Origin of the sequence: Agromyces sp. CCNWLW203 (genome assembly GCF_036576125.1) — a bacterium.
In the GTDB taxonomy this organism is placed as follows: Bacteria; Actinomycetota; Actinomycetes; order Actinomycetales; family Microbacteriaceae; genus Agromyces.
In genome coordinates this window covers 103,931-123,941 of sequence record NZ_JAZHYX010000008.1, presented here as the reverse complement: position 1 = coordinate 123,941, position 20,011 = coordinate 103,931, and the positions used below count along the sequence as shown (strand labels likewise).

Here is a 20,011-nt window from a genome sequence, read left to right as displayed (position 1 = left end):
GCGTGAGCGCCTTGGGGAGTTGGCGAGCAGCCCGAGCCCGAGCCCGAGCCCGAGCTCGAGCGCGAGCTACGCGCCGAGCGCGGCCGTGCCGTGGCCGGGCATCGGCGTCGAGGCCGACGGCGGGATGACGTCGACCTCGAGCAGCCCGCACCGCTCAGCGCGAGAGCGAGACGCCGAGGCTGGCGAGCACGCCGAACACGACGCCCCAGAGCACGATCGAGATGATCTGCCAGAAGATGACGGCGTTGCGATTCGCACCGAACGAGACCATCGCGGCCGAGGTGATCTGGCTCGGCAGGAAGGTCTGGCCGATGATGCTGACACCCGCGACGCCGTACTTGTCGAACATACGACGCAGCCTCTCGCGGCGCGGCGACTCGGCGGGCTCGGCGAACTCGGCGGGCTCGGCAGGCCGGGCAGGCCGGGCGGGCGCAGCGCCGACGGCCGCTCCGGATCCGGTCCCGCCGGTTCCGGCCGCAGCCCCGACGGCGACCGGCTCGCTCCGCGCCGCCGTGCCGCGCGCCGTCTTGCCGGAGACGACCTTGCCGCGCACCCCGTGCGCCGTCATCACGAAGATGAGCATCGAGATGACGTTGCCGATCACGGCGACGCCGATCGCGACCGGGGTCGGCAGCCCGATCAGCACTCCGACGACCGAGCCGAAGTACGACTCCACGAACGGGATCGCCGAGATCAGCATCACCCCGAACCATTGGAGGAACGAGGGGAGGGAAGTGGTGAAGTCCTGCAGGGCGTCGATCACGACGAGTCCTTTCGTAGGGAGAGCGGAGGAGCTGTTGGTTCAATCCTTCGCCGCCGGGCCCGATGGCGGCAGTGCCGCGGTGTCAGGTGAACCCGTGGGATTCCGCACGCCGGGGCATGACAAATGTCACTGGCCTAGGCTCGAATCCATGCCTGCCGAACCCGCCCGCAGTGTGCAGACCACCTGGCTGTACACGCTCGGGTCGATCGTCTTCTTCTTCGGGTTCCTCGACCTGATCGTCACGTTGTCGATGCTCGAGGCGTTCATGCGCACGGATGACACGGTGACGGCCGTGCTCGTCGTCCTGCTGCTCATCGCGTCGGCGACGCAGCTGCGCTACTGCTGGTTCCTGCGCGTCGGTCGAAGCGGCGGCCTGCCGAACCCGTGGTGGACGGCGGCACTCCTCGCCCCGGCCGTGATCGTCTGGGTGGTCGGGCTCTTCTCGCAGGCGGATGCGCTCGTGGCCGCGGTGCCGCTCTGGGCTGCGGCGTCGCTCGTCGCCTGCCTGCTGCCGAAGCCGCAGCGCCGGCTCGTGCTGGTCGCCGGGCTCGTCACGCTCATCGCGCACCCGATGCTCGCCACCGCCCTGACGGGCGAGTCGTTCGACTTCGGCCGCACCTCGGACTCGTGGATGATTGCCATCTTCTCGGCGATGTTGCCGATCATGCTGCTCACGAGCATGTGGTGGTGGGAGGTGGTCGTGCAGCTCGACCGGCACCGTCGCACCGCCGCCGAGCTCGCGGTGACGCAGGAGCGGTTGCGCTTCGCCTCCGACCTGCACGACATCCAGGGCCACCACCTGCAGGTCATCTCGCTGAAGTCGGAGCTCGCCGAGCGCATGCTCGAGATCGACCCGGCCGCCGCGCGCGAGCTCGTGCACGAAACCCGCCTCATCGCGAAGCAGGCGCTCGAAGAGACGCGCTCGCTCGTCGCCGGCTACCGGCACGTCGCCTTCGACGACGAGCTCGAGAACGCCCGCGAGGTGCTCGCTGCATCGGGCGCCGAGTGCGCGCTGCGCCTGGGCCCGCTGCCGTCGGATGCCGCGGCGCAGAGCGCGCTCGCCTCGGTCGTGCGCGAGGCGACGACGAACATCCTGCGGCACAGCGAGGCAACCAGCGTGACGATCGAACTGACGACCACGAGCGACCGCGTCGAGCTCACGATCGTCAACGACGGCGTGACGGCGGCATCGCCCGGCACCGCAGGTGCCGGCACGGCCACCGACACCGACACCACCCCGCGTGCGCACGGCTCGGGGCTCGCGGGCCTGCGAGAGCGACTCGCCGCCGTGGGCGGCACGCTCGAGACGTCGACGGATGACTCGGGCACCCGCTTCGAACTTCGAGCCACGGTGCCCGTCGGCGTGCGGGTGACGGCGTGAGCGGCGGCATCCGTCTGCTGATCGCCGACGACGAGCATCTCATTCGCGGCGCCCTCGTGGCGCTGCTCAACCTCGAGCCCGACATCGAGGTCGTCGCGAGCGCCGACAACGGCGTGACCGCGGTCGAACAGGCGATCGCGACCGTGCCCGACGTGTGCCTCCTCGACCTCGAGATGCCGCAGGCCGACGGGCTCGAGGCCGCCGCGCGCATCCTCGCGGCGGTGCCGACCCGCGTCGTGATCGTGACCCGGCACGCGCGACCCGGCGTGCTGCGGCGGGCGCTCGCCTCGAAGGTCTCGGGCTTCGTGCCGAAGTCGACGCCGGCCGAAGACCTCGCCCACGTGATCCGCGACGTCGCCGCGGGGCGCCGATACATCGACCCCGAGATCGCCGCCACCGCGCTCACCGCCGAACGCTGCCCGCTCACCGACCGCGAACTCGACGCACTGCGCTTCAGCCGGTCGACGACGAGCGTGCAGCAGATCGCCGAGCGCCTGCACCTCGCGCCGGGCACCGTGCGCAACTACCTGTCGTCGGCGATGACGAAGCTCGACGCCTCATCCCGCCACGAGGCCGCCGAGAAGGCATGGCAGCAGGGCTGGATCTGAGGCGAGTCACTCCCAGCTCGGCGTTGCCGCATCAGCCGTCGAGCACGTCGAGATCGACCTCGATCTCGTCGCCCTCGCCGATGCCCTCGGCCTTCAGCACCGCCTTCTTGAGCGGCAGCACGTAGGTCTCGCCGAGGGGGAAGATCGAGGTGCTCCAGGTCGTTCCGCCGACCGTCGCCACCACGCGAACCGAGCCGAAGCCGCGAGGCATGCGCGGCCGATCGGCGATATCGGCGGCTTGCTCGGGTGGCACGTCGACGAAGAACCAATTGCGTCGTGCCGTCCACTCGTAGATGCCGGCGGAGAAGCGGATGCGCATGTCGCGATCGTACCCGCGGCCGGTGACGCACGGCCGCGACGCCGGGAAGGGTCGCGTCTAAGGTAGGGCGGTCTCGCCTGAGGTGCGCGCCGCCATCTGAGGTACCCGGCACGCACAAGATGAGGCACACGCCCGATACGCGACCCCCACCTCAGCGAGGAATCTGGTCTCAGTGGCCGCAGTCCGGCCCAGCAGGCTTCGAAGGGACAGGAATCATGAACCTCGCATACGGCTACGTCGCACAGACGCTGCAGATGCACGACGAGCTCGACGCGGGCCGTCTCAACGAGCGGCGTCGCAACGCCGCCGACCGCCGTGCACTGGCCGGCGAGCACGCCGAGCGCCGGCACGGCCGCACCGGTCTCACCGGTCGATTCGCCGAGTGGCGCCAGGGCCGGTCGCGGCAGCGCATCCACGGCCTGCCCGTCGCCCACTGAGCGCGGGCGTCGCCCATCGAGTGCGGGCGTCGAGGTCCGATTTCCGCGACGGATTCGGGCCGCCAGCCGCCGCAAGCGAGCCATGATGGAGTCATGACCCGACGCCATGCCACGCTGACGACGGCGCTCGGCGAGCTGCTCGTCGTCGCCGACGGCGAGGCGCTCACCGGCATCTACTTTCCGGGTCACTGGCACCCACCGGCATCCGACTCGATCGGTGTCTCGGTGGAGGCCAGCACCGACGCCCTCTTCACGCGACTCGGCGCAGAACTCGCCGAGTACCTCGCGGGGGAGCGGGTCGCGTTCGACCTGCCGATGGCGCCCGTCGGTGACGAGTTCCAGCACGCGGTGTGGGCGATGCTCCGCGACATCCCGAGCGGCACGACGACGAGTTACGGCGAACTCGCCACCCGGCTCGGCGATCGCAACCTCGCCCGCCGCGTCGGCAACGCGGTCGGGCGCAACCCGATCAGCATCATCGTGCCGTGCCACCGGGTGGTCGGCGCCGACGGATCCCTCACGGGCTACGCCGGCGGACTCGAGCGCAAGCGCCATCTGCTCGAACTCGAGGGCGCACCGGTGGTCGCGCAGGCGCGGCTCTTCTAGATCGAACCGGTGGCGACCGGTCGCACCTCGTCGCCGACCGCGATCGAGCCGGGCGCCAGCGGCACCAAGAGCACGCCGAACCAGGTCTGGCCGTCCCACCGACGGTGCTTCGCGAGCGTGCGGATCGGCTCCTTGCCACGCGTGATCGTCTCGGGGTCGATCGTCGTCATCACGCAGCGATCGCAGACCTTCGAGATGCGGAACCGCACGTCGCCGAGGTCGACGAACGGCCAGCCGTCTTCGGCGAACGGCTCGTCGCCGTCGATCACGACGTTCGGCCGGAACCGCAGCATGTCGAGGTGCGGCGTCTCGGCGTCGGTCCAGTCGTTCAGCTGGGCGAGGGATGCCTCGCTCGCGAGCAGCAGCGGTCCCGCATCGGCGAGCGAGAGCCGGTCGTCGGGCAGGCCGCCGTTCTTCGGATTCACCGTGCGCTCGCGGGGGTCGGGCTGCCAGACGAGCCGGGCATCGATGCCGAGTCGGGCGCTCAGCCACGCGTCGGCCTCGTCGCCGGCGGGCAACGCCGTGCCCTGACGGCTGTGGCCGACCGGGATCGGCGCGGCATCCGTCGGGCGATCGACCCGGAGCGGGTCGCCGGCCCCGCTGCGCTCGCCGAGCAGCAGGCCGCCGTCGGCGAGCAGCTCGGCCGTCAGCGCGAGCATGTGGTTCTTCTCACGGGCCGTCACGGCCGCACCGGATGCATCGACCACACCCCAGCGGCGATCACCCGCGAGCCCCCACGGCAGCACCTCGGCGGAGTCGACATCGATGCCGGCGAACGACTTGACGGGATGGATCCGGAGACGGGTGACGCGCATTCGAGCATGCTAGCGAACCTCGTCCATCCGTCCGTCCGTCGACCGGGCCGGCTCGCCCGACCCACTGTTGCGGAATGCAACAGAAGAGCCTATTGTTGCAATAAGCAACAGGAGGACAGATGGCCGGCCAAACGAACCGCGACACGGCGACAACGCGCCGGAGCGCCGGCGCCGACATCCTGCGCGCCCTGATCGTCATCAGTCGCCGCGGCGTCGCCGACGCCCGCGTCGCCGACCTCAGCCTGAGCATGACCGACCAGTCCATCCTCGGCTACATCGTCGACCACCCCGGCTCCCGCTCCACCGACATCGCGCAGGCGTTCCGCCTCAATCGCTCGACCGTCTCGCGGCAGCTCGCCGGCCTCATCGAACTCGGCGTCGTCTGCGAGAAGACGGATGCCTCGGGCCGCGGCCGCCCGCTCGAACTCACCGATTCGGGCTGGGCCGCCTACAACGAGGCCATCGCCATTCTGCAGGGCGTCGTCGACGAGCACCTCGACGGCTGGACCGACGCCGAGGTCACCCGCTTCGCGCACGACCTGCAGCGATTCAACACCGGTGTCTCGGGCGAGACCCGCCCGCGGCATCCGCTCGAGGCACCGCCCGTGCCTCTCGACAGCGCCCCATGAGGCGCCGTGCCCCACAAGGGACGGAAGGAAAGAAGGAACAGCAATGACCGCACTGCGCAACATCACCGTGCTCGGCACCGGAGTGCTCGGCTCGCAGATCGCGTACCAGACCGCCTACCGCGGCTTCGACGTCGTCGCGTACGACATCGACGACGCCGCACTCGAGGCCGCGAAGCAGCGCTTCGCCGCACTCGCCGAGACCTACGTCGCGGAGACTGTCGAGGGCGCCGCCGACGGCACGGCCCAGGAGGCGCTCGAGCGCATCACCCGCTCGTCCGACCTCGCCGACGCCGTCGCGAAGGCCGACCTCGTGATCGAGGCGATCCCCGAGAACCTCGAGATCAAGCGCGCCACCTACGAGCGGCTCGCCGCGATCGCGCCAGAGCACACGATCTTCGCCACCAACTCCTCGACGCTGCTGCCGAGCGACCTCGCGCCGTTCACCGGCCGTGCCGACCGCTTCCTCGCGCTGCACTTCGCGAACCGCGTCTGGGTGCACAACACCGCTGAGGTCATGGGCACCGAGGCCACGAACCCCGAGGTCTTCCGGGCTGTCGCCGAGTTCGCCGCCGAGATCGGGATGGTGCCGATCGAGATCAAGAAGGAGAAGGCGGGCTACCTGCTGAACTCCCTGCTCGTGCCGTTCCTGCAGGCCGCCGGCGAGCTGCTCGTCGACGGCATCGCCGAGCCCGAAGCGATCGACACGACCTGGCGCATCGGCACCGGGGCCCCCATGGGTCCGTTCCAGATCTACGACATCGTCGGCCTCACGACCGCCTACAACATCTCGATGATGGGCGGTGCGAAGCAGCAGGCGTTCGCCGCGCTGATCAAGGAGCGCTACATCGACCAGGGCAAGCTCGGCGTCGCGACCGGCGAGGGCTTCTACAGCTACCCGACGGGGGAGTGAAGCGAACGCCGAGGCCGCAGCCCGCGTGGGTCAGACCCACGACCGGCGCACGGCCTCGGCGCCGAGCTGGATCCGGGTGCTGACAGCCGCCGTCTCCATGAGCTCGGCCACGCGACGCTGCACGGTGCGCACCGAGATGCCGAGCTGCGCGCCGGCCGCGGCATCGGTGAGCCCGAGCAGCAGGAGCTTCAGCAGGTCGCGGTCGATCGCGTCGTGCGACCCGGGCAGCTCGCCGGTCGAGATGAAACCGGTCGAGGTCGACCAGTACTCCTCGAAGATGGCGATGACGAGGTCGAGCAGGCCGCTCGGATGCACCAGCAACGCGCCCGAGGAGCGATCCTCGCCGCGCGAGCGCATGGGCAGCAGCGCCATATCGTCGTCGGCGATGATGAGCCGGGTCGGCAGCGTGGGCAGCACCCGGATCTCCTCGCCGAACGGTGCCGACTCGCGGGCGGCGTCGATGAAGCCCGGCCACTCGAGCACCGCCTTCTCGACGATGACCCGGTAGTGCACGCCGCGCCCGAGGGCGTCGTCTTCGGCGGTGTTCTGCTCGGCGTCGAGGAAGGCGACGTCGCTCAGCATGAACACCCGCACCTGCGTTCGGGCCGAGGCCTGCAGCTGCGCGAAACGCTGGCGCACGGCATCCGCCCCGAGCACGACGTCGACGACGTCGGGCGTCTCCCGCTGCGCCGCACCGCGGCGATAGATCTCGCTGAGCTCGACGAGCGCCTCGTGCGCCTGCGTGAGGCGCCGTTCGCGATCGAGCAGCATCGGCTGCAGCGCGAGCGAGGGCGGCGAGGCGACGACCCGGTCGGGTGCAGAGGCCTGGCGGGCGAGCAGCCCGAGACGCTCGAGTTCGGCGATGATCGTGCGCACCTCGGCGGGTGTGCGAGCAGCGGATGCCGCGAGCTCGTCGACGCTCGCAGACGGGAACTGCAGGATGATCCGGTAGAGCGAGGTGTGCTCGTCGTCCAGTCCGATCGCCTCGAGCACGAGCGCCTTCCATTCCTCACCGGCCGCTGGCCGTTCGACCGCCATCCGCGTGGCGGATCGAAGCCATGGCATCTCTCCGCCACCACCCTAGCCACCGTGCCGTGAGAGGTTGCATGGCAAGCCAGTCCGAACGCGTGAGAGGTATCCCTAGTGCCACGAAGCATCAGACCATCCGCACATCGCCGCCGATCGATCGCCGCCGCCATCAGCGGCCTCGCGATCGGTGTCGCCGGAGTCGGCGCCGCCGTACTTCCGGCCGCCGCCGACCCAGCGGGCGGCGGAGCTCCACCGCCCGCCGCCTCGGCGGGGGCGCCCGCCCCCGCCGGCGGCTCGCACACCGTCACCCTCATCACCGGCGACCGGGTCACCGTGACCGACGTCGCCGGCGGCAAGCACGCGGTCGCGATCGACCCCGTCGATCCCGGTGAGGGGTTCCAGACCCTCGACGTCGACGGCGAGCTGCACGTGCTGCCCCGCGGCGTGATGCCCTACCTCGCGGCCGGCGTCATCGACCGCGACCTCTTCAACGTCAGTCGCCTCATCGAGTACGGGTACGACGACGCGTCCGTCGACGCGACGCCCATCATCCTCGAGCTCGACGACGCCGCGGCATCCCGTCGCTCGGCGCCCGAGGCCGTGCCGGGGGTCGCAGTCGGCACGCCCCTCGCGAGCATCGGCGGGGCCGCGGCCTCGGCCGATCACGCGAGCGCCGAAGCGACCTGGTCGGCATTGACGGATGCCGCGGCATCCGATGCTCGAAGCTTCGACGCCGGCGAGCCCGGCGCCGTCAGCCTCGGCGGCGGCGTCGCCGCGATCCACCTCGACGGCAAGGTGCAGGCGACCCTCGACTCGAGCGTTCCCTACATCGGCACGCCGGAGGCCTGGGCAGCCGGGTACACGGGCGACGGCGTCACCGTCGCGGTGCTCGACACCGGCTACGACGACACCCACCCCGACCTCGCAGGGCGGGTGCTCGCCGACTCGACGAGCTTCGTGCCCGACGAGTCGGTCGCCGACGACCCGAACGGCCACGGCACCCACGTCGCCTCGACGATCGCCGGCACCGGTGCCGCGAGCGGCGGCACCCATCGCGGCGTCGCCGACGGAGCGGACCTGCTCGTCGGCAAGGTGCTGAGCGCCGCCGGCGAAGGCCAGGACTCGTGGATCATCTCCGCCATGGAGTGGGCCGCCGAGCGCGCCGACATCGTCTCGATGAGCCTCGGCACCCGGTACGGCGACGACGGCACCGACCTCATGGCGGTCGCGCTGAACGAGATCTCGGCCGAGACCGACGCGCTCTTCATCGTCGCCGCGGGCAACTCGACGGCGCCCGAGACCGTCGGCTCGCCCGGCTCCGCCGCGAGCGCCCTCACGATCGGCTCGGTCGACGACCCGACCGGGGCGCTCTCGTGGTTCTCGAGCCAGGGCCCGCTCGTGCGTTCGGGCGCGCTGAAGCCCGACCTCGCCGGCCCCGGCAACGACGTGACCGCCGCCCGCTCGGCCGACAGCCCCGGCGACGGCGCCTACATCGGCATGAGCGGCACCTCGATGGCGACCCCGCACGTCGCCGGCGCGGCCGCGATCGTGAAGCAGCAGCACCCCGAATACACGGCCGCTCAACTGCGGGCCGCGCTCACGAGCACGGCGACGGATGTCGGGCTCACGCCCTACCAGGTCGGCGCCGGAGTGGTCGACGTCGCCCAGGCGATCGAGGCCGACATCGTGGCCGCAGGTTCCGGCGACTTCGGCATGCTGTCGTGGGGTGAGGACGCGACGCCCGTCACCCGCACGATCGAGTACGCCAACCGAGGCGACGCCGAAGCCACGATCGACCTGACCGCGACGCTCGTCGACACGACGCCCGGCGGCGGCGGCATCGAACCCGGGCGGGCCGCGAGCGCGGCCGTCGAGGCATCCGAGGTGCTGACCATGGATGCCGCCTCGCTCACGATCCCCGCCGGTGAGACCCGCTCCGTCACCCTCTCCGCCGACCCGGCGAAGGTGCCTGCCGGAGCCCAGCTCTCGGGCGCGCTCGTCGCGACCGTCGACGGCGGCGCGGTCACGCGGACCGCCCTCGGCATCATCGCCGAGGCCGAGCGCTACGACCTCACCGTCACGGCGACCGGCTTCGACGGCGAACCGCTCGAGACCTACGGATGGATCTGGAACGCGGAGACCGGCTGGTACACCTCCTTCGGGGTCGCCGGCGAGACCACCCTGCGCCTGCCCGCCGGCCTCTACTCCGTGATGTCGTTCATGGACGTCGCGCGCGACGCCGACACCCGGGCGATCGCGCTCGTCGGCGACCCGGATGTCGTGCTCGACGGCGGTGCGACGGTCGCGTTCGACGCGCGCGCCACGAAGCCCGTGACCGTCGACGTCGGTGAAGAGGGGCTCGAGGCGACCGTGCGCCGCATGGACTTCACGGTCGACGGCTTCTCGGGCAGCGCCTTGGCGCCGGTCTGGATCGACGAGCTCTACGCGCAGCCGATGGACGCGCCCGAAGCCGAGAGCTTCGACTTCACGACGCGCTGGCGGCTGCAGGAGCCGACGCTGTCGCTGCAGGCCGGCAAGGAGCGCCTCGACCTCATTCCGCAGGCCGGATCGACCCTGCTCGACGGGGAGATCAAGGCGAGTGCGGTCGACGTGGGTCTCGGCAGCGCCGAGGAGTTCGCCGCCGTCGACGTGCAGGGCAAGGTCGCGGTCGTGACCCGCTCCGACGTCGTCACGGCACCGGAACGCTCGGCGAACGCCGTCGCGGCGGGCGCGCTGCTGCTGCTCACGGTCAACGACGCCGACGGCGAGCTCAGCGAGTGGACCGGCTCACCGGACTTCACCGCGAACACGACCATCCCGGTCGCCGCGATCAGCGGCGTGCAGGGTGCGCGCGTGCTCGAGGCGATGGCCCGGAAGCGGCTCACCGTCACCGGTGAGGGCATCGTCGACGCCGACGAGATCTGGGACATCGCCCGCTACAGCGAGGGTGCCGTGCCCGACGACCTCGACTACCGGCCCGGCGAGCTCGCTCGCATCGACACGACCTACTACGGCGAGCCCGAGCTCGTCGGCGAGTACCGGTGGGACTTCGTGCCCGGCGTCGAACACGGATCGGGCTACCCGATGCGCACCACGCGCGGCCTCGAGCGCACCGAATGGGTGAACACCGACCAGGTCGAGTGGTACCAGGACGCGACGGTCGTGGGCGCCGCCTGGCAGGTGCGCGACATCCGGCGCGCATACGAACCGGGCCAAGAGGTCGAGACGAGCTACTTCGGCGCGGTCGTGCGGCCCTACGTCGGGCCCGGCTACTGGGCGCCCAATCGCAGCGGCGACTACGCGCAGGTCAACCTGCCGTCGTGGGCCGACGGTGCGAACGCCGACCGCACCGGCGCCTTCGACACCTACTCGGGAACCGACGACCGGTCGCAGCTCATCGAGGTCTACCTCGATGGCGAGCTCGCCGAGTCGTCGGCGTACCAGGGGGCGACCGTCTGGGACATCCCCGATGGCGAGTCGGAGTGGCGCATCGTCGACACGGCGACGCACGACGGCACGACCCTCGAGTCGTCGACGTCGACCAGGACCGAGTGGACGTTCACCTCGACCGGCACCGCCGACGACTCCGCTCGCCAGCTGCTGCCGATGCTGCAGGCGTACTACGACGTCGACCTCGACGAATCGGGCCTGGCCGGCGCCGGCCGCAAGCGCGGTGCGCCGGTGCAGCTCGAGCTCGAGCTCGGGCACATCGCCGAGGCATCCGGCATCGCGGCTATCTCCGGCGCGACGCTCGAGGTGCGGGTCGGCGGCGGCGAGTGGCAGCCGATCGCGCTCGAGGTCACCTCGGCCGACGACACGGTCGACGCGCCGTCGGAGGACGGCCCGCCGATGTTCTCCGAGGGTCGCGATGTCGTCACGGCGTACGCCGCGAAGCTCGCCGTGCCCGATGCCGGCGGCTGGGTCGACGTGCGAGTGACGGCGACGGACGCCGCGGGCTCGACCTTCAGCCAGGAGATCGAGCGCGCCTTCGAGGTCGCGCCGGCGAAGAAGGGCGGCGGCCCGCGGCCCTGACCCGCTGAGGAGATCGCACGATCGGGAGGAGCCTGTCCGCGGACCGGCTCCTCCCGATCGGCCGTTCTCCTCCCGACCTCAGTCGAGGGGGAGGTCGTCGCCCGGCGTGTCGCCGACCGCGGCGATGCCGCGGCGGCGACGTGTGCGGCTGCGCCGCGGCTCGTCGAGCCCGAGGTGCACGCGCGTGCGCTTGCGCTCGAAGACGATGAAGCCCGCACCGAGCGCCCAGAGCGGCAGCTGGGTGAGGAACGCGAGGCGGAACGCCTCGAGGCTGTAGGTGTCGGGGGTGCCGGCGCCGAGGGCGTCCATCGCGATGCCGATGAACAGGATCGCGAGCAGGGCCGCGAGGAACCCGCCGACGTTCACGATGCCGGTCGCCGTGCTGAGCCGGTGGCTCGGGTTGTAGGTGCGGGCGTGGTCGAAGCCGATCATCGACGCCGGGCCGCCCGTGCTGAGCGCGAGGGCGAGCGCGAAGAGGAGCCAGAGCGGCGCCTGGCCGGGCCAGAGGATGACGGCGAGCCACGCCACGACCTGGATCGCGATGATCGGCAGCACGAGCATGCGCGAACGCCGCATCGGGTGCCGGCTCGAGAGCGCCCCGATGACCGGCCCGATCACCATGCCGGCGACGACGTAGACGCTGAAGACGAGCGACGCCATGGCGGGCGTGAGCCCCTCGCCGACCGTGAGGAACGGGAAGCCCCAGAGCAGCACGAACGCGGTGCCCGAGAACGGCGTCGTGAAGTGCGACCAGAATGCGAGGCGCGTCGCGGGGTGCGCCCACGACTCCGTGAAGCCCTGGCGCAGGTCGACCGACGAGGTCACGACCTGCATGGCGCCGGTCTTCGTGTCGACGCTCACGTCGGCGTCGCGCCCTGGCGGCCGGTTGCGGATCACGGCGAACGTCAGCACGGTGAAGAGCACGCCGAGCCCGGCGAGGGTACCGAAGGCGACGCTCCAGCTCGTCGCGTGCAGGAGGGCCGCCATCGGCAGGATCGCGAGCAACTGGCCCGACTGCCCGACGATGCCCGTGAGCTGCACCATGAACGGCGCCTGCCGCGCGGGGAACCAGACGGCGACGACGCGCAGCACGCTCGGGAAGATCGCGGCGTCGCCCGCGCCGAGCAGGATGCGCGCGACGATCGCGGTGCCGACGTCGGGGGCGAAGGCCATCACGAGCTGGCCCGTCGCCATGAGGAACATGCCGATCGTGATGATCGGGCGCGCGCCGAACCGGTCGAGCAGCACGCCCACGGGAATCTGCATCGCGCCGTAGACGAAGAGCTGGATCACGGCGAACATCGACAGCGTCGAGGCATCCGCTTCGAATCTCACGGCCGCATCGACGCCCACTGCCGAAAGCGACGTGCGGTTCGTGACCGAGAGCATGTACGCGGCGACGCCGACACCCCACACGAGCCAGAGGCGCCATGGGCGCACCTGATCGGGGAAGAGTTTCACTGGGCCTTCGTCACGTCGCGAGACGACGGCGGAGATCGAGGTCGCCGTCGTGTCGATCGTACCTCGGCGGCCTGCGAGGCTGCCTGCATGGCGGCTCGCGGGCGGCGTGCCGCGCTTCGGCGCCGCATGCGTTACGCTGGGCATACCGTCTAGTCGGTATGCAGCCACACGAACTCGAAGGAGAGACGCGTGCAGAGGTTCCACTCGAGCGTAACGCTCATCACGGGCGGCAGCAGGGGCATCGGCCTCGCGATCGCGAAGCGGCTCGTCGACGAGGGCGGCGAGGTCGTCATCACCGGGCGCTCGCAGGAGTCGCTCGACGCCGCCGTCGCGGAGCTCGGCGTCGACGAGTCGACCGGCCGCCCGCGAGCGACCGGCATCGCGGGCAAGGCCGACGACGCCGAGCACCGAGCCGCCGTCTTCGCGCGCATCGCCGAGCACCACGGCCGGCTCGACCACCTCGTCAACAACGCCGGCATCAACCCGGCCTACGGGCCGGCGCTCGAGATCGAGGCCGGCGCGATCCGCAAGATCCTCGAGGTGAACGTGGTCGCCGCACTCGAGTGGACGCGTGCGGCCGTGGCCGGCGGCCTCACCCGGTCGATCGTCAACCTCTCCTCGATCTCGGCCGTCTCGGCCGCACCCGGCATCGCGTTCTACGGGGTCTCCAAGGCCGCGCTCATGAACCTCACGATCCAACTCGCCCACGAACTCGCCCCCGCGATCCGCGTCAATGCCGTCGCACCGGCGGTCGTGAAGACCGCCTTCGCCCGGGCGCTGTACGAGGGCCGTGAAGCACAGGTCGCCGCCGAGTACCCGTTGCAGCGGCTCGGGGTCCCGAGCGACGTCGCGGGCCCGGTCGCATTCCTGCTCTCCGAGGATTCCGCGTGGATCACCGGCCAGACGATCCTCATCGACGGCGGCGCGAGCCTGCGGCCGATCGGCTGAACCCACCACTGACACCCTGAGAGAGACGAGAACCATATGAAGGAGACCAGCGTCGTCGACGACGTGATGCGAGCGGCCGTCGAGCTGTTCGCGGCGAACGGATACGCGAACACGAGCGTGCAGCAGGTCGTCGAGGCGGCCGGCGTCACCAAGGGCGCGATGTACCACTACTTCCAGTCGAAGGACGACCTGCTCTTCGGCATCTACGACCGCATGCTGTCGCTGCAGAAGGAGCACCTCGATGCGATCGTCGCGCAGGGCGGGCCGGTCGGCGACGTCGTGCGGGCCGTCTGCATCGACGTGATCGAGACCTCGATCGACTTCCTGCCCGAGGGCACCGTGTTCTTCCGCAGCATGCACATGCTGACCGCGCCGCGGCAGTCCGAGGTCACGAGACGCCGGCGCGACTACAACGACATCTTCGCGTCGCTCATCGAACAGGGCCAGGCCGAGGGCCTGTATCGCACCGACATCCCTCGGGCAGTGCTCATCGCCAACTTCTTCGCGGACGTGCACTACCTCTCGCACTGGTACTCACCAGAGGGGCCCGAGGGCAAGACGCTGCTCGCCGAGCAGCTGACCGACCTGTTCCTCACGGGCATCGATGCGAGTGCGGCGAAGGGCGCGGCCTCATGAGCGAGCGGATGCCGCAGCCGCGCGCCGCGGCGACCGTCGAGCGCCTTCCCGAGACTATGCGGGCCTGGCGGGTGGCGCGCCACGGCGAGCCGGTCGACGTGCTCGAACTGCACGAGGTGCCCGTGCCGGCTCCGGGGCCCGGCGAGCTGCTGCTTCGCACGGGCGCGGTCGCGGTGAACTTCCCCGACGTGCTGCTCAGCCGCGGCGAGTACCAGGTGCGCCCCGAGCTGCCGTTCGTGCCGGGCATCGAGCTCGTCGGCGAGGTCGTCGCGGTGGGCGAGGGTGTGGCGGCCGAGGCTGACGCTGCGGGCATCCGCGCGTTCGAGCCGGGCGACTGCGTGGTCGCGTCGCGCATCGGCGTGCTCTCGGAGTACGCGCTCGTCACGGCGGAGGCCGCGCATCTCGCGCCCGCCTCGCTCGACGACGTGCAGGCGGCGGGGCTCGTGATCGCGTACCAGACGGCGTGGTTCGGCCTGCATCGGCGGGCGAGGCTGCAGGCTGGCGAAACGCTGCTCGTGCACGCTGCGGCCGGCGGCGTGGGCACCGCCGCCGTGCAGCTCGGCGTCGCCGCGGGTGCCAGGGTGATCGCGGTCGTCGGGTCGGAGGCGAAGGCCGAGACCGCCCGTGCCGCCGGCGCCGAGAGCGTCATCGTGCGCGCCGAGACCGAGGACTTCGCGGCCGTCGTCACCGAGCTGACGGGCGGGCGCGGCGCCGACGTCGTGTTCGACCCCGTGGGCGGTGACGCCTTCACCCGCAGCACGAAGTGCATCGCGTTCGAGGGCCGCATCATCGTGGTGGGGTTCGCGAGCGGCGAGATCCCGCCCGTGCGCGCGAACCACGCCCTCGTCAAGAACTACTCGGTGCTCGGCCTGCACTGGGCGCTCTACCAGCAGCGGCGCCCCGACCTCGTGCGCGAGGCGCATGAGGAGCTCGTGCGGCTCGCCGATTCCGGGGCCATCGCACCCGTCGTGGGCGGCGTCGTCGACTTCGGAGGCGCTCCTGCAGCGATCCAGGAACTGGCCGGCGGCGCGACCGTGGGCCGGCTCGTCGTACGCGTGGGCGCGCGAGTGGCGGAAGGAACGGCGGGTGACTGAGCGCACCGCGAGTATCGACCTCGGCGGGCGGGTCGCCCTCGTCACCGGCGGCGCTCGGGGGCTCGGCGCCTCCTACGCCCGAGGGCTCCACGCCGCGGGCGCCCGCGTCGTGATCGCCGACCTCCTCCGGGAAGAGGGCGAGGCCCTCGCCGTCGACCTCGGCGATGGGGCGCGCTTCATCCAGCTCGACGTGACCGACGAGGCATCCTGGGCGAGCGCCGTCGACGCGACGCTCGCGACCTTCGGCTCGGTGGACGTGCTCGTGAACAATGCCGGCATCGCGAACGCCGCGCCGATCGAGCACCTCTCGCTCGCGAAGTGGAACGCCGTGATCGCCGTGAACCTCACGGGCGTCTTCCTCGGCTGCCGTGCGGTCGTGCCCGCGATGAAGGCGCAGGGTGCCGGCTCGATCATCAACATCTCGTCGGTCGAGGGCATGCGCGGCTCGGCGGGCCTGCACGGGTACACGGCGTCGAAGTTCGGCGTGCGCGGGCTCAGCCAGTCGCTCGCGGTCGAGCTCGGCGCGTTCGGCATCCGCGTGAACTCGGTGCATCCGGGGCTCGTGCTTACCGAGATGACCACCAGGATCGACCCCGCGAAGCTCGACATCCCGCTCGGCCGGCCGGCCGTGCCCGACGAGGTCGCCGGCACGATCGTGTTCCTCGCGAGCGACGCCTCGTCGTTCACGAGCGGCGCGGAGTTCGTCGTCGACGGCGGCATGATCGCCGGCATCCCGCACCACTGAGCGCGCCGATGCACGGGCGCGCCTGCTTCGGATCACGCTTCGATCTCGAGCATACCGTCTGGTCGGTATCTGTTGTACAGTGACCTTGAATCCGACACGAAGAGGTGCCGATGAACCACACGCAGAGCGGAGCGGAGCAGATCTCCGCCGCCGCACCCGTTCCCGAACCGCGACTGCGGGTCGACCAGCTGACCGTGCGATTCGGCGGGCTCATCGCGCTCGATGAGGTCTCGTTCGAGGTGGGCCCTGGCGAGGTCGTGGCCCTCATCGGTCCCAACGGCGCCGGCAAGACCACGGTGTTCAACGCCGTCTGCGGCCTCGTGCGACCGGCTGCCGGCGACGTCCGCATCGACGGTGCACCGGCTCCCACCCGCCCGACCGGGCTCACCGGCCGCCGGGTCGCCCGCACCTTGCAGGGCCTCGGGCTGTTCGACTCGATGACCGTGCTCGAGAACGTGCTGGTGCCGCTGCAGGCGCGACGGGGCATCCGTTCGAGCGAGGCCGTCGAGACGGCGAGCGGATGTCTCGCGCGCCTCGGCATTGCGGGCTCGGCCTCGCGGCCGGTCGCCGCGCTGCCCTACCCCGAACGCAAGCGCGTGGCGCTCGCGCGGGCCCTCGTGACCGATCCCGAGCTGCTGCTGCTCGACGAGCCCGCGGGCGGACTCGGCGAGGAGGACATCGACGCGCTCGCCGCCGTGGTGCGCGAGGTCGCGGCATCCGGATGCTCGGTGCTCCTCGTCGAGCACCACGTCGACTTCGTCATGGGCGTGGCCGACCGCATCGTTGTGCTCGACTTCGGCCGGGTCATCGCGTGCGGCACGCCCGACGAGGTGCGGGCCGACCCGCGGGTCGAAGAGGCCTACCTCGGAATCGAGCCCGCAGCATGAGCGCGGGCGGCACGCTCGAGCTCGAGGCCCTCACTGTCGGCTACGGCGGCGAGCCGGTGCTTCGCGGTGTCGACCTGCGGGTGTCCGCGGGCTCCATCGTCGCACTGCTCGGGGCCAACGGTGCAGGCAAGACCACGCTGCTCCGCACCGTCTCGGGGCTCGCGCCCGTGGCCTCCGGTCGCATCGTGTTCGACGGGGTCGACCTCGCTGCCATGCCGGTTGAAGACCGCGCGCGAGCGGGCCTCGCGCAAGTGCCGGAGGGGCGCAGCGTGGTCGCTGAGCTGACCGTCGACGAGAACCTCCGGCTCGGCGGGCTGCAGCGCTTCCGCGGGCGCCGGCTCACCGCGGCCGTCGAGGGCATGTACGAGCTGTTCGAGCCGCTGGCACGTCGTCGCCGGGCCGCGGGCCACCAGCTCTCGGGCGGTGAACGGCAGATGCTCGCCCTCGCGCGGGCGATCATCACCGAACCCCGAGTGCTCCTCCTCGACGAGCCCTCGCTCGGACTCGCGCCGCGCATCGTCGCCCAGATCATGGGCGTCTTGCGTTCGCTCCGCGACGAGCGGGGGCTGACCGTGCTGCTCGCCGAGCAGAACGTCACGAGCGCCCTCGCCATCGCCGACCACGGGGTCGTGCTGAACCTCGGCGAGGTCGTCGCCGACCGGCCCGCCGAAGACCTCCGCACCGACTCCGCCCTCCGCCACGCCTACCTGGGATTCTGATGGACCGCCTCCTCTTCCTCCTCGCCACCGGCCTCGCGCGCGGCGCCGTCTTCGCGCTGTTCGCCCTCGCCCTCGTGCTCATCTGGCGTGCCGCACGCGTCGTCAACTTCGCGCAGGGCGCGATGGCCGTGGTCGCGACCTACGTCGCGTTCGCGGTCACGGGGCTCACCGGGTCGTACTGGATCGGCCTCGCGAGCGCACTCGTCGCGGGCGGACTCATGGGCCTCATCGTCGAACGCGGCGTCATGCGCTTCGCCGGCCACGCGTCGCCGCTCTCGGGCGTCATCATCGCGATCGGCGTGGTGATGGTGCTGCAGTCGCTGCTCGGCATCGCCTTCGGGCCGAACGCGAGGCCCATGGAGGCGCCGTTCCCCGAGACGCCGATCGTGATCGGCGGCGTGCCCGTGCTCTCGCCGTACGACCTCTTCGTGCTCATCGTGGCCGTAGGCGTCATGGCGCTGCTCGCCGTGCTCTTCACCCGCACGCCGCTCGGCCTGCAGCTGCGCGCCTCGGCGTTCGCACCCGAGGTGTCTCGGCTCCTCGGTGTGCGCGTGGCGCGCATGGTCACCGCCGGCTGGGTGCTGGCGTCGGCGGTGGGGGCGCTCGCAGCGCTGCTGCTCGTGCCCACCGAGCTCGGCCTGAACCCCCACTCGGCCGACATGCTCTTCGTCTCGGCGTTCACCGTCGCCGTGGTCGGCGGCCTCGACTCACCGCCCGGTGCCCTCGTCGGCGGGCTCGGCGTGGGCGTGCTCATCAGCCTCGTGACCGGCTACCTCGGCGCGACCGTCGCCCCGATCGCCGTGCTGGTGCTCCTCGTCGCCGTGCTGCTCGTGCGCCCCGGCGGCCTCTTCTCCGCGACCGAGGCGAGGACCGCATGAACGCCCCCACGACGCTCACCACCGGCATCCGCGTCACTCGTGGAGGCAAGCGGCCGCTCGGCCGGCTGCTCGTCACCGCGCTCGTGCTCACGGTCGTCGCGATCGGCGCGACCTTCCTCCTCGACCCGTACCGCAACTACCAGTTCGCCCTCATCGCGGCGACGTTCTGCGCCACCGCAGGCCTCACGCTCCTCATCGGACTCACCGGACAGCTCTCGCTCGGGCACGCCGCCCTCATGGCGGCGGGGGGCTACGGCTACGCCCTCGCCGCCAACGCGCTGACCGAGGCGGGCATCGACGGTGTGCCCCGCTTCGTGCTCTCGCTCGCGGCGGCAGTCGCGGCATCCGGTCTGCTCGGACTGCTGCTGGGGCTCGCCGCGGCCCGGCTGAGGGGGCCGTACCTCTCGGGAGTGACGCTCGTGCTCGTGATCGCGCTGCCGGCGTTCACCGCCGTGTTCTCGGGCGTCTTCCGCGGCGACCAGGGCGTGCAGATCGCGTACGACGGCGTGCCCGAGGCGCTGCGCACGCTCATCGCCGTCGAGCAGTGGCAGGCGTGGGTGGCCATCATGGTGGCCGCGGTCGCCGTGACGTGGCTCGCGGCACTCCGGAACGGCACGGCAGGGCTGCGCATGCGTGCCGTGCGCGACGACGAGACGGCCGCGCGCCTGCAGGGCGTGCGAGCCGGGCGCGTCAAGGTGCTCGCCTTCACCGTCAGCTCGATCACGGCCGGCGCGGGCGGCGCAGTGCTCTGCTTCGTCACCCAGTCGGTGAGCCCCGGCGCCTACACGCTCGCGTTCTCGCTGCTCCTCGTGGTCGCGGTCGTCATCGGCGGGCTCGGGAGCCTCGCCGGCGCGTTCCTCGGCTCGATCGTCATCGTGATGCTGCCGTGGCTCATCCAGACCGCGACGGGCGCGCTCGACCTCTCGGCGGATGCCGCGCAGCGCCTCACGGGCAACCTGCCCGTGCTCGTCTTCGGCGTGCTGCTCATCGTCGTGACCGCGGCGTGGCCGGGCGGCATCCGCGGCGCGCTTCCGAAGCGGATGCCGCGCCCCGCCCCAGAACCTCGCACCAGCTCCGCAGCAGCACCCATCCCCACCACAACAGAGAGGTGACC

General features: G+C 71.4%; 20 protein-coding genes. 15 read left to right on the top strand and 5 right to left on the bottom strand.

The features are described 5' to 3' along the window. Window positions 1-154: 154 nt before the first annotated feature. On the bottom strand, window positions 155-763 hold the full coding sequence (locus VPH61_RS17165) for a hypothetical protein (protein ID WP_332064726.1): 609 nt from the start codon (window positions 761-763) through the stop codon (window positions 155-157). 148 nt (window positions 764-911) lie between these two features. On the opposite strand from VPH61_RS17165, the gene VPH61_RS17160 reads away from it, so the two are divergent. Together VPH61_RS17160 and VPH61_RS17155 are read left to right on the top strand one after the other, a co-directional pair. Then, a complete protein-coding gene (locus VPH61_RS17160; protein ID WP_332064725.1) occupies window positions 912-2,144 on the top strand; it encodes a sensor histidine kinase in 1,233 nt (410 codons plus the stop codon). Beyond that, a complete protein-coding gene (locus VPH61_RS17155) occupies window positions 2,141-2,752 on the top strand; it encodes a response regulator transcription factor (protein WP_332064724.1) in 612 nt (203 codons plus the stop codon). Before VPH61_RS17160 ends, VPH61_RS17155 begins: the two co-directional genes overlap by 4 nt. 31 nt (window positions 2,753-2,783) lie before the next feature. Here the strand turns inward: VPH61_RS17155 and VPH61_RS17150 are convergent, their stop codons facing one another. After that, window positions 2,784-3,071 (bottom strand): DUF1905 domain-containing protein, encoded by a 288-nt coding sequence (locus VPH61_RS17150; protein ID WP_332064723.1) that lies wholly within the window; start codon window positions 3,069-3,071, stop codon window positions 2,784-2,786. A gap of 215 nt (window positions 3,072-3,286) precedes the next feature. On the opposite strand from VPH61_RS17150, the gene VPH61_RS17145 reads away from it, so the two are divergent. Further along, on the top strand, window positions 3,287-3,508 hold the full coding sequence (locus tag VPH61_RS17145; protein ID WP_332064722.1) for a hypothetical protein: 222 nt from the start codon (window positions 3,287-3,289) through the stop codon (window positions 3,506-3,508). 93 nt (window positions 3,509-3,601) lie between these two features. After that, entirely contained in the window at window positions 3,602-4,114 is a 513-nt protein-coding gene (locus tag VPH61_RS17140) for a methylated-DNA--[protein]-cysteine S-methyltransferase (protein WP_332064721.1), read from the top strand. Here the strand turns inward: VPH61_RS17140 and VPH61_RS17135 are convergent. After that, window positions 4,111-4,929 carry an MOSC domain-containing protein gene (locus tag VPH61_RS17135; protein ID WP_332064720.1) on the bottom strand — a complete coding sequence of 273 codons (819 nt, stop codon included), beginning with the start codon at window positions 4,927-4,929 and terminating at the stop codon, window positions 4,111-4,113. The two genes, VPH61_RS17140 and VPH61_RS17135, sit on opposite strands and share 4 nt — an antisense overlap. Before the next feature lie 119 nt (window positions 4,930-5,048). Here VPH61_RS17135 and VPH61_RS17130 point away from each other — a divergent pair, with 119 nt between their 5' ends. Both VPH61_RS17130 and VPH61_RS17125 read left to right on the top strand, forming a co-directional pair. Beyond that, entirely contained in the window at window positions 5,049-5,558 is a 510-nt protein-coding gene (locus VPH61_RS17130; RefSeq protein WP_332064719.1) for a MarR family winged helix-turn-helix transcriptional regulator, read from the top strand. Window positions 5,559-5,601: 43 nt separating this feature from the next. Next, window positions 5,602-6,468 carry a 3-hydroxyacyl-CoA dehydrogenase gene (locus tag VPH61_RS17125; RefSeq protein WP_332064718.1) on the top strand — a complete coding sequence of 289 codons (867 nt, stop codon included), beginning with the start codon at window positions 5,602-5,604 and terminating at the stop codon, window positions 6,466-6,468. A gap of 30 nt (window positions 6,469-6,498) precedes the next feature. On the opposite strand, the gene VPH61_RS17120 is transcribed toward VPH61_RS17125, so the two are convergent. Beyond that, a complete protein-coding gene (locus VPH61_RS17120; protein WP_332064717.1) occupies window positions 6,499-7,506 on the bottom strand; it encodes a transcriptional regulator TrmB in 1,008 nt (335 codons plus the stop codon). Window positions 7,507-7,611: 105 nt separating this feature from the next. Here VPH61_RS17120 and VPH61_RS17115 point away from each other — a divergent pair, with 105 nt between their 5' ends. Then, a complete protein-coding gene (locus tag VPH61_RS17115; protein ID WP_332064716.1) occupies window positions 7,612-11,529 on the top strand; it encodes a S8 family peptidase in 3,918 nt (1,305 codons plus the stop codon). Between the two features lie 78 nt (window positions 11,530-11,607). Here the strand turns inward: VPH61_RS17115 and VPH61_RS17110 are convergent, their stop codons facing one another. After that, window positions 11,608-12,918: an MFS transporter gene (locus VPH61_RS17110; protein WP_332064838.1), complete on the bottom strand. Its 1,311-nt coding sequence runs from the start codon at window positions 12,916-12,918 to the stop codon at window positions 11,608-11,610. Window positions 12,919-13,179: 261 nt separating this feature from the next. Here VPH61_RS17110 and VPH61_RS17105 point away from each other — a divergent pair, with 261 nt between their 5' ends. From VPH61_RS17105 to VPH61_RS17070, 8 genes are all read left to right on the top strand, one after another. After that, on the top strand, window positions 13,180-13,938 hold the full coding sequence (locus VPH61_RS17105; RefSeq protein WP_332064715.1) for an SDR family oxidoreductase: 759 nt from the start codon (window positions 13,180-13,182) through the stop codon (window positions 13,936-13,938). 36 nt (window positions 13,939-13,974) lie between these two features. Beyond that, window positions 13,975-14,574: a TetR/AcrR family transcriptional regulator gene (locus VPH61_RS17100; RefSeq protein WP_332064714.1), complete on the top strand. Its 600-nt coding sequence runs from the start codon at window positions 13,975-13,977 to the stop codon at window positions 14,572-14,574. Next, the gene (locus tag VPH61_RS17095) at window positions 14,571-15,668 is read left to right on the top strand and encodes an NADPH:quinone oxidoreductase family protein (RefSeq protein ID WP_332064713.1); all 1,098 of its coding nucleotides are present in this window, start codon (window positions 14,571-14,573) and stop codon (window positions 15,666-15,668) included. Before VPH61_RS17100 ends, VPH61_RS17095 begins: the two co-directional genes overlap by 4 nt. Continuing rightward, complete coding sequence (locus VPH61_RS17090) at window positions 15,661-16,413, top strand: glucose 1-dehydrogenase (RefSeq protein WP_332064712.1); 753 nt, start codon at window positions 15,661-15,663, stop codon at window positions 16,411-16,413. The genes VPH61_RS17095 and VPH61_RS17090 overlap by 8 nt, the downstream gene beginning before the upstream one ends. A gap of 110 nt (window positions 16,414-16,523) precedes the next feature. After that, window positions 16,524-17,300: an ABC transporter ATP-binding protein gene (locus tag VPH61_RS17085; protein ID WP_332064711.1), complete on the top strand. Its 777-nt coding sequence runs from the start codon at window positions 16,524-16,526 to the stop codon at window positions 17,298-17,300. Continuing rightward, a complete protein-coding gene (locus VPH61_RS17080) occupies window positions 17,297-18,019 on the top strand; it encodes an ABC transporter ATP-binding protein (RefSeq protein WP_332064710.1) in 723 nt (240 codons plus the stop codon). Before VPH61_RS17085 ends, VPH61_RS17080 begins: the two co-directional genes overlap by 4 nt. Further along, window positions 18,019-18,897, top strand: coding sequence for a branched-chain amino acid ABC transporter permease (locus tag VPH61_RS17075; RefSeq protein WP_332064709.1), 879 nt, complete (start codon window positions 18,019-18,021; stop codon window positions 18,895-18,897). Before VPH61_RS17080 ends, VPH61_RS17075 begins: the two co-directional genes overlap by 1 nt. Next, the gene (locus VPH61_RS17070) at window positions 18,894-20,009 is read left to right on the top strand and encodes a branched-chain amino acid ABC transporter permease (protein ID WP_332064708.1); all 1,116 of its coding nucleotides are present in this window, start codon (window positions 18,894-18,896) and stop codon (window positions 20,007-20,009) included. The genes VPH61_RS17075 and VPH61_RS17070 overlap by 4 nt, the downstream gene beginning before the upstream one ends. The last annotated feature ends 2 nt before the right edge of the window (window positions 20,010-20,011 follow it).

Coding starts and splice junctions, on each gene's coding strand:
- VPH61_RS17070 (WP_332064708.1), top strand. CDS start 18,894: ATGAACGCCCCCACGACGCTCACCACCGGCATCCGCGTCACTCGTGGA.
- VPH61_RS17080 (WP_332064710.1), top strand. CDS start 17,297: ATGAGCGCGGGCGGCACGCTCGAGCTCGAGGCCCTCACTGTCGGCTAC.
- VPH61_RS17100 (WP_332064714.1), top strand. CDS start 13,975: ATGAAGGAGACCAGCGTCGTCGACGACGTGATGCGAGCGGCCGTCGAG.
- VPH61_RS17130 (WP_332064719.1), top strand. CDS start 5,049: ATGGCCGGCCAAACGAACCGCGACACGGCGACAACGCGCCGGAGCGCC.
- VPH61_RS17160 (WP_332064725.1), top strand. CDS start 912: ATGCCTGCCGAACCCGCCCGCAGTGTGCAGACCACCTGGCTGTACACG.
- VPH61_RS17140 (WP_332064721.1), top strand. CDS start 3,602: ATGACCCGACGCCATGCCACGCTGACGACGGCGCTCGGCGAGCTGCTC.
- VPH61_RS17135 (WP_332064720.1), bottom strand. CDS start 4,929: ATGCGCGTCACCCGTCTCCGGATCCATCCCGTCAAGTCGTTCGCCGGC.
- VPH61_RS17150 (WP_332064723.1), bottom strand. CDS start 3,071: ATGCGCATCCGCTTCTCCGCCGGCATCTACGAGTGGACGGCACGACGC.
- VPH61_RS17095 (WP_332064713.1), top strand. CDS start 14,571: ATGAGCGAGCGGATGCCGCAGCCGCGCGCCGCGGCGACCGTCGAGCGC.
- VPH61_RS17085 (WP_332064711.1), top strand. CDS start 16,524: ATGAACCACACGCAGAGCGGAGCGGAGCAGATCTCCGCCGCCGCACCC.
- VPH61_RS17075 (WP_332064709.1), top strand. CDS start 18,019: ATGGACCGCCTCCTCTTCCTCCTCGCCACCGGCCTCGCGCGCGGCGCC.
- VPH61_RS17120 (WP_332064717.1), bottom strand. CDS start 7,506: ATGGCGGTCGAACGGCCAGCGGCCGGTGAGGAATGGAAGGCGCTCGTG.
- VPH61_RS17125 (WP_332064718.1), top strand. CDS start 5,602: ATGACCGCACTGCGCAACATCACCGTGCTCGGCACCGGAGTGCTCGGC.
- VPH61_RS17145 (WP_332064722.1), top strand. CDS start 3,287: ATGAACCTCGCATACGGCTACGTCGCACAGACGCTGCAGATGCACGAC.
- VPH61_RS17110 (WP_332064838.1), bottom strand. CDS start 12,918: ATGCTCTCGGTCACGAACCGCACGTCGCTTTCGGCAGTGGGCGTCGAT.